This is a genomic window from Celeribacter arenosi (genome assembly GCF_039539485.1).
Classification (GTDB): Bacteria; Pseudomonadota; Alphaproteobacteria; order Rhodobacterales; family Rhodobacteraceae; genus Celeribacter; species Celeribacter arenosi.
In genome coordinates, this window is sequence record NZ_BAABDF010000007.1 from 218,870 (window position 1) to 231,985 (window position 13,116).

The 13,116-nt window shown below is 59.0% G+C and carries 16 protein-coding genes; 4 read left to right on the plus strand and 12 right to left on the minus strand.

Annotated elements, in window-relative coordinates:
* Positions 1-27: 27 nt before the first annotated feature.
* Genes ABD815_RS08685 through ABD815_RS08705 form a run of 5 tightly spaced genes read right to left on the minus strand, consistent with a single transcriptional unit; the run spans position 28 to position 3,871 of the window.
* Positions 28-750, minus strand: a complete 723-nt coding sequence (locus tag ABD815_RS08685) for an alpha/beta fold hydrolase (RefSeq protein WP_344846368.1) — start codon at positions 748-750, stop codon at positions 28-30.
* The gene (gene pcaD / locus ABD815_RS08690) at positions 737-1,528 is read right to left on the minus strand and encodes a 3-oxoadipate enol-lactonase (protein WP_344846370.1); all 792 of its coding nucleotides are present in this window, start codon (positions 1,526-1,528) and stop codon (positions 737-739) included. The genes ABD815_RS08685 and pcaD overlap by 14 nt, the downstream gene beginning before the upstream one ends.
* The gene (locus ABD815_RS08695; RefSeq protein WP_344846372.1) at positions 1,525-2,361 is read right to left on the minus strand and encodes an alpha/beta fold hydrolase; all 837 of its coding nucleotides are present in this window, start codon (positions 2,359-2,361) and stop codon (positions 1,525-1,527) included. The genes pcaD and ABD815_RS08695 overlap by 4 nt, the downstream gene beginning before the upstream one ends.
* The gene (locus ABD815_RS08700) at positions 2,354-3,040 is read right to left on the minus strand and encodes a haloacid dehalogenase type II (protein WP_344846373.1); all 687 of its coding nucleotides are present in this window, start codon (positions 3,038-3,040) and stop codon (positions 2,354-2,356) included. Before ABD815_RS08700 ends, ABD815_RS08695 begins: the two co-directional genes overlap by 8 nt.
* A gap of 51 nt (positions 3,041-3,091) precedes the next feature.
* Positions 3,092-3,871 carry a hypothetical protein gene (locus ABD815_RS08705; protein WP_344846375.1) on the minus strand — a complete coding sequence of 260 codons (780 nt, stop codon included), beginning with the start codon at positions 3,869-3,871 and terminating at the stop codon, positions 3,092-3,094.
* A gap of 231 nt (positions 3,872-4,102) precedes the next feature.
* On the opposite strand from ABD815_RS08705, the gene ABD815_RS08710 reads away from it, so the two are divergent.
* A complete protein-coding gene (locus ABD815_RS08710; protein ID WP_344846376.1) occupies positions 4,103-4,711 on the plus strand; it encodes a hypothetical protein in 609 nt (202 codons plus the stop codon).
* Between the two features lie 46 nt (positions 4,712-4,757).
* On the opposite strand, the gene ABD815_RS08715 is transcribed toward ABD815_RS08710, so the two are convergent.
* The 4 genes from ABD815_RS08715 to fabA all read right to left on the minus strand — a co-directional run bounded on the left by ABD815_RS08715 (position 4,758) and on the right by fabA (position 9,058).
* A complete protein-coding gene (locus ABD815_RS08715; protein WP_344846377.1) occupies positions 4,758-5,921 on the minus strand; it encodes a Hint domain-containing protein in 1,164 nt (387 codons plus the stop codon).
* A 422-nt stretch (positions 5,922-6,343) separates the two neighbouring features.
* On the minus strand, positions 6,344-7,132 hold the full coding sequence (locus ABD815_RS08720) for an enoyl-ACP reductase FabI (RefSeq protein ID WP_344846378.1): 789 nt from the start codon (positions 7,130-7,132) through the stop codon (positions 6,344-6,346).
* 5 nt (positions 7,133-7,137) lie between these two features.
* Positions 7,138-8,367 (minus strand): beta-ketoacyl-ACP synthase I, encoded by a 1,230-nt coding sequence (fabB, locus tag ABD815_RS08725; RefSeq protein ID WP_344846379.1) that lies wholly within the window; start codon positions 8,365-8,367, stop codon positions 7,138-7,140.
* 181 nt (positions 8,368-8,548) lie between these two features.
* A complete protein-coding gene (gene fabA, locus ABD815_RS08730; protein WP_344846381.1) occupies positions 8,549-9,058 on the minus strand; it encodes a bifunctional 3-hydroxydecanoyl-ACP dehydratase/trans-2-decenoyl-ACP isomerase in 510 nt (169 codons plus the stop codon).
* Positions 9,059-9,211: 153 nt separating this feature from the next.
* Here fabA and irrA point away from each other — a divergent pair, with 153 nt between their 5' ends.
* The 3 genes from irrA to ABD815_RS08745 all read left to right on the plus strand — a co-directional run bounded on the left by irrA (position 9,212) and on the right by ABD815_RS08745 (position 11,048).
* Positions 9,212-9,643: an iron response transcriptional regulator IrrA gene (gene irrA / locus ABD815_RS08735; protein ID WP_344846383.1), complete on the plus strand. Its 432-nt coding sequence runs from the start codon at positions 9,212-9,214 to the stop codon at positions 9,641-9,643.
* Between the two features lie 68 nt (positions 9,644-9,711).
* Positions 9,712-10,317: a DNA-3-methyladenine glycosylase I gene (locus tag ABD815_RS08740; RefSeq protein ID WP_344846385.1), complete on the plus strand. Its 606-nt coding sequence runs from the start codon at positions 9,712-9,714 to the stop codon at positions 10,315-10,317.
* A 56-nt stretch (positions 10,318-10,373) separates the two neighbouring features.
* Positions 10,374-11,048, plus strand: a complete 675-nt coding sequence (locus ABD815_RS08745) for an FAD-binding oxidoreductase (protein ID WP_344846387.1) — start codon at positions 10,374-10,376, stop codon at positions 11,046-11,048.
* Here the strand turns inward: ABD815_RS08745 and ABD815_RS08750 are convergent.
* The 3 genes from ABD815_RS08750 to ABD815_RS08760 form a co-directional block, all read right to left on the minus strand.
* Positions 11,045-11,536 (minus strand): hypothetical protein, encoded by a 492-nt coding sequence (locus ABD815_RS08750; RefSeq protein WP_344846389.1) that lies wholly within the window; start codon positions 11,534-11,536, stop codon positions 11,045-11,047. The two genes, ABD815_RS08745 and ABD815_RS08750, sit on opposite strands and share 4 nt — an antisense overlap.
* A 91-nt stretch (positions 11,537-11,627) precedes the next feature.
* A complete protein-coding gene (locus ABD815_RS08755; RefSeq protein WP_344846391.1) occupies positions 11,628-12,056 on the minus strand; it encodes an FKBP-type peptidyl-prolyl cis-trans isomerase in 429 nt (142 codons plus the stop codon).
* 114 nt (positions 12,057-12,170) lie between these two features.
* A complete protein-coding gene (locus ABD815_RS08760; RefSeq protein WP_344846393.1) occupies positions 12,171-13,034 on the minus strand; it encodes a hypothetical protein in 864 nt (287 codons plus the stop codon).
* Positions 13,035-13,116: the final 82 nt, after the last annotated feature.

A 13,116-nucleotide genomic window follows, 5' to 3' on the forward strand; every position in this document is an offset into this window, starting at 1 on the left:
AACCTGTGCGCTCAGAAAATCAAGTTGTCAGGTGGTTTGCGCAATATTCTTCGCCAATTCGTCGGGCATCGAGAAAAACGGTGAATGCGACGAGGCGAGGCGGTGGATACTATCGGTTTCGAATCCTAGCGCCATTTTTTCCTGCTCTTCGGGGGCAATTGTGTGGTCGTCGGTGCAAATCACTGTCGTGCGAGGCACGCTCTCATAGGCCTCGCTCAGGAAGAGGGCTGTCTCCTGTGGGGCGATCGGTTGGGGGCACAGACGTTCCAGTGCATAGGCGATTTGTTCATCCGAGCAGTCATTGTAGAGCGCTGCGGTAGCCCTGTCGGCGCAAAAGGTAAACGCGCGCCCGTCATTGGTTTTCTCAATCGCGTCGAGGACCAACTGGCGCGTCGCGAGACGGCGCATGTCGGCAAGGCTCATGCCGGAGATCGGGACATAGGCCGCCACGTAGACGAGGTGGACGATTTTGTCCGGCGCTACTTCTGCTGCGGCGGAGATTGCGAATCCGCCTGCTGAATGGCCCACTAAAATCACCGGCGCGTCCCCGTGATCCGCGATATCGCCGAGGATGGCGTCGCGGTAATGCGCCAGCGTGACGTCGCTATAGGGTGTCGGGTCATTGCCGTGAGAGGGGAGGTCGATCGCGCGCGAAGGTATGTCGTGCTCCTTTAGCGACTCCTGCAAATCGCGCCAACACCACGCCCCATGGCACGACCCGTGGACGAGCAAAACTTCAGGTCGCGACATGCCCGATACTCTCCAAAAATTCCGTCAAAATGCGCGCGTAGTCTTCGGGGGCGTCAACGCAGGGGAGGTGCCCCGACCGCCGCATGAGCGCAAAACTGGACCCGGGGATGAGCTCGACGGTTTCGCGTACCAGATCGGGCGGGGTTGACCCGTCATGACTGCCGGCGATGCCGAGGCAGGGGAGGCGCAGACCCGATGTCGGCGTGTAAAAATCAGTGCCCGCAATCGCCGCGGCACAGCCGGTGTACCCCTCGATATTCGTCTGTGAGAGCGTGGTGCCCAGCGTGTGCGCGACTGGCGAGGCGCGAAAACCTTTGGCAAACCACCGTTCCAGAGTTGGCTCGACCATCGCGTGCAATCCCTGAGCGCGGATGGAGGCGATCCTGTCGTCCCACTGAGATCGCGTGCCGATCCGCGCGGCGGTGTTGGAGAGAACCACACCGCGCACGAGATCGAGCCGTTTCACCGCCAACCCCTGCGCGATCATGCCGCCGATCGAAATGCCCACAAACACCACATCGCGCAGGCCAAGCGCATCGAGCACCGCCTCCGCGTCCGAGACAAGCTGCCCCATGCTGTAGGGGGCTGGTGGCGCATCTGATCCGCCGTGACCGCGCATGTCGAGCCGCACGAGCCGCAGACCCTCGGGCAAGTGCGCAATCATCGCGTCCCATAGTGTCAGGTCGGTCCCGAGTGCATGTGCGAAAACAACAGCCGGAGCGTCTCTTGGGCCGTCGTCGGCGAAATGGAGGGCAATGTCGCCGTTTGAAATCATCATGGGTATATCTGGTCGAGAAACTGGGTGAGAGTGCGTTGTGAAACGGGTTCGTCGAGGAAAGGCACATGCCCGCGGTCGGGCACCTCGGCGTGGATCAGGTCCGGCTGCCGCCGTGCCATTTCGGCGACGGTTTCGCGTGTCAGCAGGGTCGAGTTTTCTCCCCGCAAGAGCGCGAGCGGAATGCCTGCCAGAGCATCGTAGAGCGGCCAGAAATCGTCAAACGCATCGGTTATCCCATGCGCCAGAATTGCGTCTCTTAGCCGTGGATCGTAGCGCAATTCCAAACGCCGCTCGCCTTCGCGCCACAAACGCTTTGCATAGGTCCGCCACTCTTCACGCGACACATGCGCAAAGGCCGCTCCGAGCGCGACGGGCAGGCGATCTGCGGCGTCCTCAAACGACCGATAAGCGGGAGGACGCCCCAGCGTGTCCATAATCGGGGATAGCCCCTGCGCGGCGAGGTCGGGTCCGATGTCGTTGAACAGGACGCCCGAAAACCTGTGCGCATGCGTAGGAGCCAGCGCCATCGCAATAAGACCGCCACGCGACGTGCCCAAAATGGCGCTCCGCTCTATTTGAAGATGGTCAAGCAGGGCGATCACATCGCGGCCTTCCTGGCCAATCGTGTAAGTCGATGGATCGGCAAAATCCGACGCACCGCGCCCGCGGCTGTCGAGGCGGATGACCGTGGCGCGATGTTCCACTTGCGCGACGACAGGCTCGAAATCCGCCATATTGCGCGACAGACCGGCGAGGCAAAGCAACGGCGGACCGCTCCCTGCGACATCAAAGGCCAATTGGATGCCATCCTCTGAGGTAAAGCGCTCAGACACCCGCAGTCTCCAGCACTGCGGTCAGATCGGCGGCGATATGGGCGGGGCGGCCCGGCATGCGATCAACGGGCAAACCTGCACGATTGATCCAAATGGTCTGAAACCCGAAGGCGGCAGCCCCCGCCACGTCCCACCCGTTTGACGAAACGAACAGGACCTGCGACGGGTTGGCGCCAAATCGAGCCTCGACCATCCCGTAGACACGGGCATCGGGTTTGTAGACACCAACGGTTTCCACGCTAAGCACGTCATCCAGAAGAGACCCCAAACCTGCGGCGCTCACTGCCGCGTCCAACATGTCGGGCGAGCCGTTTGACAGGATTGCCGTCGATTTGCCGGCGCTCTTTAGTTTGGACAGTACGTCAGGAGCTTCCGGATAGGCGTCAAGTTCGCGGTAGAGGTCGAGCAGACGCTGACGCAATGCCTCATCACCGTCCAGATCGTTCGCCTCTAGCGCCCAGTCGAGCGCATCCTGCGTAACAGTCCAGAAATCCGTATGGGCCTGCGTTATGGCGCGCAGCCAGCTGTATTCGAGTTGCTTGTTGCGCCACGTCGTTGCGACATCCTGCCAGATCGGCCCGAGACGGGCAAAGGCGGGCTCGCTGGCCGCCGCTCGTGCTGCCGCGTTGACGTCCAGCAGCGTTCCATAGGCATCAAAAACGAATGTCGTGATTGGCATCGAATAGCCTCCCTCTCGCCAGACTGGCATGCCAGCCCGACGGGGGAAAGATCAGATCGCGCCTTTCAATAGCCCGAAACCACCGAGGAAATGCACGGTCATCGTGAAGGCGTAGCAGGCCATGATCAGAAGCGCTTCGTTCGGCGAAAGCCGCTGTTGGTCGGGTTGTTTGCGGTGCAGGAGGCTCTGTGCGCCAACCGCCGCCAAGACGCCCATGGCAATCGATCCGTCACGTAGCGCAGCCGTCGCAAAGGCCGCCGTCATGAAAACCGTTACGGCGGGGGCGAGCTGTGGCCAAAAAGATGCGGAAACCGCGCGAACCGCCCGCCCACCTGCGAATGGCAGAAAGGGAAGCAGCACAACGAAATTGAAACAGCCCAACATGATTGCGATGGCGCGAAACGCCTCCGCAAGCTGCGGGGCAGGCGCAGAAAGCACGTGGAACAGGCTGAACGAAAGGGCCATCGGAACAATTGCGAGGGCGGGCCCGTAGAGTGCCTCGAATACTTCATCGATGTCGCGCTCATGTGCGTGGTCACACCGGGGCTGCGCCACCCATGGTAGCGGCACGAGGCGCACCCGTGCCACGTCGTAGCCGAGATGGCGACAGGCCAATGCGGTCACCGTTTCGTGCAACAGAACCGCGATGACAAAGCCGATCCCGTAAAGGGGGGATGTCACCAACGAAATGGCAGTGGTGATCGCGAAGCCGAAAAAGAACTCAGGGCCCGAAAGGCCGGTTGCGGTGATGCGTCCTGATATGCTGCGCTCGAATTTGTAGAGCGGCAGCGCGAAAAGGCCCAAGGCCAAACTTAATGTCAAAAACGCCATAAACGCCCCCATAATACCCCAAAGCACCCCAGCCGATGCAGTTGGTCTCAATTTGGACGACATTGTGGCGACAATGTGGCGGGCGGGCCGTTCGGAGCCAACAAAATAGGCATTCAACGGACTGTTTCTTTTAGCGAAACCAAGGCGATTGAAGACAAATCAATAAAAACGACGCAAAACTACCCTAATGTGTAAAGCGGTCTGACAGAGCGACGTTTCACGGAGGCAAGAATGACCACCACAACAGAAAAGCTGCGCGTTGCGCTGCGCGAGATGCAGAGCCAACTGGAGCACGAGGCGCGCGAAGCGCGGGCAAAGTTCCGCTATTCCATCGCCGGCGGGCGTGTCATTTTCGAAGAAGAAGCGCGTCGGCGCGGGCGGGAATTGCGGGTCAAATGGTCGGTCTTCCTGCGGCGTGCGCGCCCATGGGAAATCGTGACGGCGCCGGTGATCTACGGTCTGATCGTGCCCTTCGTCTTTCTCGACCTCGTGGTAACGATCTATCAGGCCATCTGCTTTCCGGTGTACGGGCTGCCAAAGGTGGAGCGGCGAAAATTCATCGCCGTTGATCGCCACAAACTCACCTATCTGAACGTCATGCAAAAGCTCAATTGCGTTTATTGCGGGTATTGCAACGGCGTGCTGGCCTACGTGCGCGAGGTTGCGGGGCGCACCGAATACTATTGGTGTCCTGTAAAACACGCACGCCATATGCCGGACCGGCACACCCATTACGCCAACTTCCTCGACTACGGGGATGGCGAAAGCTGGGACGAGAAATTCATCGAGATGAAAGACCGTGCACGTGCCTGTGAAGGCTGCGATGGGTGCAGCCACTGAGGCATGTGGATGCGACCGGCGATGGAGCTTAGCCCACCATGCGAGTTCATGCGATCCGCGCGACCAGTTGTTTATCGTTCTTGGCATGCCGATGGGCCAATGCACGTCCCTGCCGACCTTTCACAAAGGGCGCGGCACCCGGCGGCGGGTTTGCCTTTCCATAGAAACGCAGGGCGGGAAACAGCGTGAAAATCTCGTCCCGCGCGGCGCCTCCGACGGCTTTGAGGGATTCCTTGCCGGGGTGCAGTGACTCCGTTTCTGCCCCGTTCGACAGGACGATTTCGTGGCGCTCAAACAGCATGTGGTAGTAGGTGACCTCTGTCAGATCTTCTGCGACCTCGATGCCGGGAATGTTCACCAGGTGTTTGGCCGCGACCAGCACCTCGGCAACGTCGAACATGCGCAAAACGATGTTGGAGCGCACGACGATGCGATGTTGGGGGGACACCACGAGGTCGCGTGCGGGAAGGTCCGGCCCGAGCGCGCCTGCGCGAATTCGGATGGGTTTGAGGTTCGGAGATTTTTCCAAATCCGCGGCGTTGAGTGTGCGGTTTCCAATCCACTGGATCTCTTGAAGTCCATTGTCACGCGTCTCCACCAACATGCCGACTCCGAGATCTTCGATAGCCACGTTTCCGGTGTCGGTAGCAATCGTCGTGCCCTTCGCAAAGCACGGGACGAGCGCCTCATATGCCGCATACATATCATAGAAATCGAGGTTACCATCTTCGTCACCGACCAACGGGTCGCCGTTTTCGATGGTTTGCTCGTAAACCAAAGTGGTCGGCGTCGTCGGCAGCCCACCGTCGTGGTTGTAGAGCAGGTAGCCACCGGGCCCTTCGAGAACAATGTAGTTGTCGCCCGCACCGAGACCGCTCACGAGGTCGAATTTCGGGTTGAGCGTGTCAAAGCCGGGCACAGCAGTCCAACCGGCATCGCCATTGGCGGGGTCGGTATCTGTATCGGTAGCGGCGGTGTAGATTTCCAGACGCCAGAACTGTCCGTTCCCGAACTCCGTCGCGGAGGTGTTGATGTTTTGATACCAAACGAGGCGATACAAATCGTCCGGTGTCGCAAGAGCCGTGGCGTTTGGCATTATGATGCCGAAATTTGCATCTCCGGGGTTGCCTTGGTTCGTTGGCTGCCCAGTCAGAGTGGCGATCATGTCCCCGGTCAACAGGACCGGATCGGTATAGGTTTCGGTTGCCATTGGATTGCCTCGGGGTCTGGGAAAAGGGGCTCAAAATTCGTATGAACTAAGGGTATTTGAGCCGCCCGGAACCGCACAGACGCGCAAAGGCATAGTCCGGTAACATCGGTATTAACCATCTACTCCTTTGGGATAGTCAGTCAGTCTATTGGTCATGTTCCGAGAGAGGAATTCGGGTGAGCGGCCAAAGACGGCATCCCCGAATGGCTCAGAGAATGCGCCCGAAGTGTATCACCCATAGGCTGTGGATATCGTGCAGGGTGGGCGTGCTACAGGGGTTTCAGACGGAGTTGGTGCCGCCCTTAGAACGTAGAAAGGGCCGCCTCCCTGTTGTGGAGCGGCCCTCCTATGCAAAACGCTATCCTGCGACGGTTCTGTGGGATCTATCTCTCCTCACATACGCGGGAGATAGGAGAACCACATCAGATGTTTTCGATCCGCGGCATGCCCATGATGTGATAGCCGCCGTCGACGCGGATAATCTCACCGGTCGTGAACGCGCCGCCGTCCGAGGCGAGGTAGACCGCCGTCGCGCCAACCGCTTCCAACGTGGCGTTGGATTGCATCGGGGCGTTTTGTTCAGTGTGCTTATAGGTGCGCCGCGCACCGCCAATTGCCGCACCAGCGAGTGTTTTCATCGGGCCGGGCGAGATGCCGTTGACGCGGATGCCCTCGGGGCCGAGGTCGTTGGCGAGGTAGCGGATCGAGCTTTCGAGCGCGGCTTTTGCCACACCCATGACGTTGTAGTTCGGGACCACTTTGTTTGAGCCCTCAAAGGTCAGCGTCATCAAGGTGCCGCCATCCGTCATGATCTCGGAGGCGCGTTTTGCCACGTCGATAAAGCTGTAGCAGGAGATATGCATCGAGTGTTTGAAGTTCTCGACAGAGGTATCGCGGAACCGGCCGGTCAGTTCGGATTTGTCAGAAAACGCGATGGCATGGACGACAAAGTCGAGGGAGCCCCATTTGTCCTTCAGAGCAGCAAAGGCCGCATCCATTTGGTCGGGGTTTGTGACGTCCACATCCACCATTGTATCGGAGCCGACGCTTTCCGCGAGCGGTTTGAGACGCGATCCAAAAGCCTCCCCTTGATAGGTAAATGCCAGTTCGGCACCCGCCTCAGCGCAGGATTTCGCGATGCCCCATGCGATAGAGCGTTCATTTGCAACGCCCATGATCAGGCCACGTTTGCCGCTGAGAAGTCCGCCCATGGTGATTACCCTTTAAATTTCGACAATAGCATTGAGCCGTTGGTGCCGCCGAAACCGAAAGAGTTCGTCATCACCGTGTCCAGACCGGCGTTTTCGACCAGTTTGGTGGCAATTTCGCCTTCACGGATCGCAGGATCGAGCGTTTCGACGTTTACCGACGGAATGATGAAATCGTGCTTTAGCGCCAGTAGGCAGAAGATCGATTCAAGTGCGCCTGCCGCGCCTTGCGTGTGACCGGTGATGGATTTGGTCGAAGAGATCGGGGGCGTTTTGCCCTCGCCGAAGGTGCGGCGCACCGCTTCGACTTCGCCCACATCGCCAACCGGCGTGGAGGTGCCATGTGCGTTGATATAGCCGACCGTGCGATCTGCGGGCAGGGTGGAGAGTGCGATCTTCATCGCCCGCTCGCCGCCTTCACCGGATGGTGCCACCATGTCGTGGCCGTCGGACGTCGCGCCAAAGCCGGTGACTTCGCCGTAGATCGTCGCGCCGCGAGCCAAAGCGTGCTCGAGTTCCTCAAGCACCACAATGCCGCCACCGCCACCGATCACAAAGCCGTCGCGGTCCGCATCGAATGCGCGCGAGGCCTTTGCTGGGGTGTCGTTGAATTTCGACGACATCGCACCCATCGCGTCGAACAGGCACGAAAGGGTCCAGTCGAGTTCTTCACCGCCGCCCGCGAACATGATGTCCTGTTTGCCCATCATGATCTGCTCGGAGGCAGACCCTATGCAATGGAGCGAAGTCGAGCAGGCCGAGGTGATGGAGTAGTTGATGCCCTTGATTTTATAGGCCGTCGCAAGGTTCGCGGAGATCGTCGACGACATGCATTTGGGGACGGCGAACGGCCCGATGCGTTTCGTCGCGCCAGAAGACAAAACCGTCTGGTGTGCGGCAAACATGGCGGAGGTGGACGGACCGCCGGAGCCCGCGATCAGGCCCGTGCGTTCGTTGACAATATCGCTCTCTTCCAGACCGGCATCGGCAATTGCCTGACCCATCGCGATATGCGCGTAGGCGGCGCCAGGTCCCATGAAACGCAGTGCGCGTTTGTCGACATGCTCTTTGATGTCGAGGTCCACGGCACCGGCGATTTGGCTGCGGAACCCGTATTCCTTCATGTCTTCATTGGCGGTTATGCCGGATTTTCCTGCCTTGAGAGAGGCGAGAACTTCCTCGGCATTATTGCCGATTGCGGAGACGATCCCGAGACCGGTGACGACGACACGACGCATGAATACTCCTGTACCTTTGGTTAATCCTGTGTAAGCCAGCCTGACGTAGGGGTGCAAGCGTGAACGGGTTTGGCGGCAGAGGTAGAACCCTGCCACATCGCCCAATGCGCGCCCCGGATTTGAGATCAGAAACGGCCGCAGCCCGCGTGCAGATCGGGCAGGCGATCGACCCGCGCGCAGCTTAGCTTTCCGACAGAGCGACCTTCATGTCTTTGACAATGTAAATCACTTCGCCGTCGGCCTCGACGATGCCGTCAGCCACACCCATGGTCAGGCGGCGTGTCTGGATCGCTTTGGTGAAGTCGATTTTATAGGTCAGCATTTTGCGGTCAGGGCGCACCATTCCGGTGAGCTTTACTTCGCCCACACCGAGTGCGTAACCGCGCCCCTGCCAGCCACGCCAGCCGAGGTTGAAACCGGTAAGCTGCCACAGGCCATCAAGGCCGAGACAGCCGGGCATGATCGGGTTGCCGGGAAAATGGCAGTCGAAAAACCACAGGTCAGGCGTGATGTCGAACTCGGCCATGATGTGACCTTTGCCGTGCGCGCCCCCGTCGCTGGAGACCTCGGTGATGCGGTCCATCATGAGCATGGGTGGCGCGGGCAATTGCGCATTTCCGGGGCCGAACAGGTCGCCTGCGGCACATTTCAGAAGGTCTTCTTTGGTGAAGCTGGTGGGGTAATTTGCCATGGCTGCTCTCGCCTTCCTACGCTTTTCTTTGCTTATTCTCCCTCTACCACCCCGCCGCCTTCGGGTGCAAGGCTGGAGGGGGAATGGGAATTCGTTTGAAAAACGGGGGGCATAGGCCCTATATTGCGCTCTAGTGAAGCAATCCGGTGATGCATGAGCCAATCTACCCAAATAGAGATCCGTCGCGGTGAGGCATGGCTTGCGCAGGCGGGCGTGCGGGCGACGCGTCAACGTCTCGCTCTTGCGCGTGCTTTGGTGGGCGACGGTCATGATCGCCATGTCACAGCCGAGAGCCTCTATGACGCGGTCGCCGACAGCGGTGAAAAGGTGTCCCTTGCCACGGTCTACAACACATTGCGCGCCTTTTGCGACGCGGGCCTGATGCAGGAAGTCACGGTAGACGGCACACGGTCGTATTTCGACACCAACATGGACGAGCACCCGCATTTCTTCTGGGAAGATAAGGGTGAGCTGACCGATGCGCCCGCCAAAGAGCTCAAAATCGCGCGGCTGCCGGACGCCCCCGAGGGGATGGAAATTGCCTCGGTCGATGTGGTGATCCGTTTGCGGCCAAAATCCACCTGATCCGATCTGACTGTTGACCTCACCATGCCTGCGCGGCTTTTGTGGTGCGCGCAGCAGGGGGATCGCCCATGAACACTTTTACCGGCAATGATGGACAGGTTCGATGTGCATGGTGCGCATCCGATCCTGAATACATCCGCTATCACGACGAAGAATGGGGCTATCCGGTTGATGACGACCGGCGGCTCTTTGAAAAGATTTGCCTCGAAGGATTCCAGTCCGGCCTGTCGTGGTGGACAATCCTTCAAAAGCGTGAAAATTTTCGCGCCGGTTTCGCGAATTTCGATCATCACAAAATGGCGCGGTTTGACGAGGCCGATGTAGAGCGCCTCGTGCAGGACGCGGGCATCGTGCGCCATCGCGGCAAAATCGAAGCGGTTATCAACAACGCCGCCCGTGCGATCGAGATGGAAACGGAGTTCGGGTCGCTCGCCACATATTTCTGGTCATTTGAGCCCACGCAGGACGAGAAGGATGGTCAGTTGATGGTTGCAACAACGGAAACGTCAAAGCGGTTGTCCAAGGATCTCAAAAAACGCGGCTGGAAACTTGTCGGCCCGACGACTTGTTATGCGTTCATGCAGGCGATGGGATTGGTGAACGATCACATGCCCGACTGCGAACATCGCCAAAAGGCGAAACGCCTGCGCGAAGGCTTTACACCTCCGGCATAGGGGAACCTGTGGGCGGCTCCCCGCGTTCATCCTTTGACATCAAAAGGAGGCGCGACATGCCACTGCTGACACTCGAATTGAACGAAGAAGTCACCCACGACACCCGCCATCTGGTTTTTGCCAAGCCGGAAGGGTTTACTTTTACGCCCGGTCAGGCGGTTGACTTTGCGATCCTGCGAGAGGGATTTCGGGATGAAAAACGTCCCTTTACGCCGGTGAACGGACCGGATGAGCGGACATTGGAGTTCGTCATCAAATCCTATCCCGACCACAACGGCGTGACGAAAGAAATTCCGACCCTGCGAAGTGGCGAGATGGTGGAAATATCCGAACCCTGGGGCGCCATTTCGGACGAAGGCCCGGGTGTATTCATCGCCGGAGGAGCAGGTATCACGCCCTTTCTCGCCGTGTTGCGATCACGGGCCCGCGCGAACGGATCGCTGGCGGATTGCACCTTGATCTTTTCCAACAAAACCACCGACGACATCATCCTCCGCGAAGAACTGGCGCAGATGCCCGGTTTGAAAACCGTGTTCACCGTGACCGACGAAGAGGATGCCGAAGGCGTTGCGACGCGTCGCATTGACCGCGATTTCCTCGCCGATCACATCGATCCGAGCGTTGGGCATTTCTACGTCTGTGGTCCGATAAAGATGATCGACGATGTGCGCGAGAACTTGATCGCGCTGGGCGTGGATGAGGACCGTATCGTGCGCGAAGATCTGGACTAGCGCGTGACCATTGGTGCGAGGCTCTGCAGCCATTCGTGCAGCGGCTTTGAGTCATATCGGGACACAGCGTCCACATCTTCCGCGATGCTCTGCAGGCGTTGATCCCATTGCGCGGCTTCATGCTTTTGGTCGTCTGTGAGTGCAACCGGTCCGCCGCGCATCGCTAGCGCCAACATGAGCCGCGCCTCCTGAAGGGCACGCATCCCTGAAAAGGCCGCGATCATTGCGCGTGTGACGGACCTGTCCTCGCGCCACGTCGGATCAAAGAGGGCTGTCGTGCGTTGACCCGCGCCCAAGCAGTCAAACGCGACACAGCCATGGTATCCGCGATCCGCGAGTTTGTCGTGAATAGAGCACGCATTCCCGTCGAGCCTATGGCACGGCACGCCTGCATCTTTGTCATGGCCGAACATGTCGCCGCGATCAAAGGCGAGCGCGAAACAACACAGCGCCGCACAGTTTTCGCAATCCGGATTGAACTCTTCCATAATTTCCTTTGGCGCGTCAGTCGATGATATTCAATGAAAAAGGGCAGCACGTTCTGCGCTGCCCTTTAGAATTCGATGGTGCGTTTGCGCCCTAGACGATTTCGACCAGTTCGATCGCGAATGTCAGGTCTTTGCCTGCCAACGCGTGATTGGCGTCGAGTGTGACTTTCTCTTCGGTCACTTCAATGACAGTCACCGGGATCACCTGACCCTGTGGGCTCTGCATCTGCAGCTGCAGCCCGACTTCGAGCGGGATTTCCGCAGGGATCTGTTCGCGGGGAACGTCCTGCTGCGCGTCATCATGGCGGGGACCATAGGCTTCTGCGGCTTCGGCAACGATGGTTTTCTGTTCGCCGATGTTCATGCCTGGCAGGTGTTTGTCGAGGCCGGGAATGATCTGGCCCGATCCCACTGTGAATTCGAGCGGGTCGCGACCGGTCGAGCTGTCAAATACAGTCCCGTCTTCCAGAGTTCCGGTATAATGAATGCGGACAGTATCGCCCGATTTAACTTCGGTCATAGGATAGCTTTCGTGTCGGGGGTGAGTTTGGAGGCCACGCGGCACGTCAGGGCCACGCAGGTTCTCGTTTACGGCAGGCAGGATAGGGCTAAATCGACGGATGTAAACCCGTGGCTAGAACCACTGTCCGGTTTCCATCAGGCCCAAATCCATCAACTGCTGGCTATTCCATTGAAACGGTGTCGAATTGTGCCACCGGAATGTGGGGATGTCGTAGGTCGAGCCTGCGTTTGCCTTGAGCGCCTTGGCCGTGCGGAACGATCCAACTGCCGCTGTGAGGTTATGGTGCCAAGGGCAGGCATAGGTGTTGTATTCCTCGTCATTGAACACGCGATTATCGAGAAGGCGCAGGCCTTTCTTGGCACGAAAGATCGAAATGCGGTCGATGCGGCGGCGTGCAGGGGGGACATGTTCTTCGAACCGCCACCGAAGGCCGCCATGAAAATCCAGTTGCCGCTCTTTTGAGCGCCCGTCATCACCTGATCGCCCGAGCGCATAGTAGCCCGATTTGTCCAGATAGGCATCAGAAGGGTCAACACCTGAGGGCGCAGTGGCGAGGTCGCCGGCGTAGAGGTCGACCACATAGGTGAGCATGGCGTTTCGCCGCTCTTCTGCGTGGAACGTCACCAGATCGCGGATGGTTCGGGTCTCGCAAAACGGGAAAAAGAGGTATTCGCCGTTGTAGCAGAAAAACATCCAGGTGCCGCTGGCCTCGTCGATCAAACGATTGACTGTCGACGGAACCACGTCGGGGCCTGTGGTGTTGACGCGGACGCGATGGATTTGCGCAGCAGTTTCTGCGGGAACCCCGATTTCGTCGGGCGCGAATAGGATCACTGCCCCGAACCCCAGATTCAGGTGATGTGAAAGGGTAGATACAACCTCGACAGGGTCTTCAGCGAAAATGAGGGCAATCGGCCCGTTGGCCAATACGTCTTTTCCATCTGCGATGAATTGGTCGAGCGTGTCGTAATGCATAGGGCGTCCGTTTAGCGGCGTTGTGTGCCAATACCGGCCAAGAGGCCATGAAGGGCGCGCGAATGCAAGCGCGCGCCGCGCG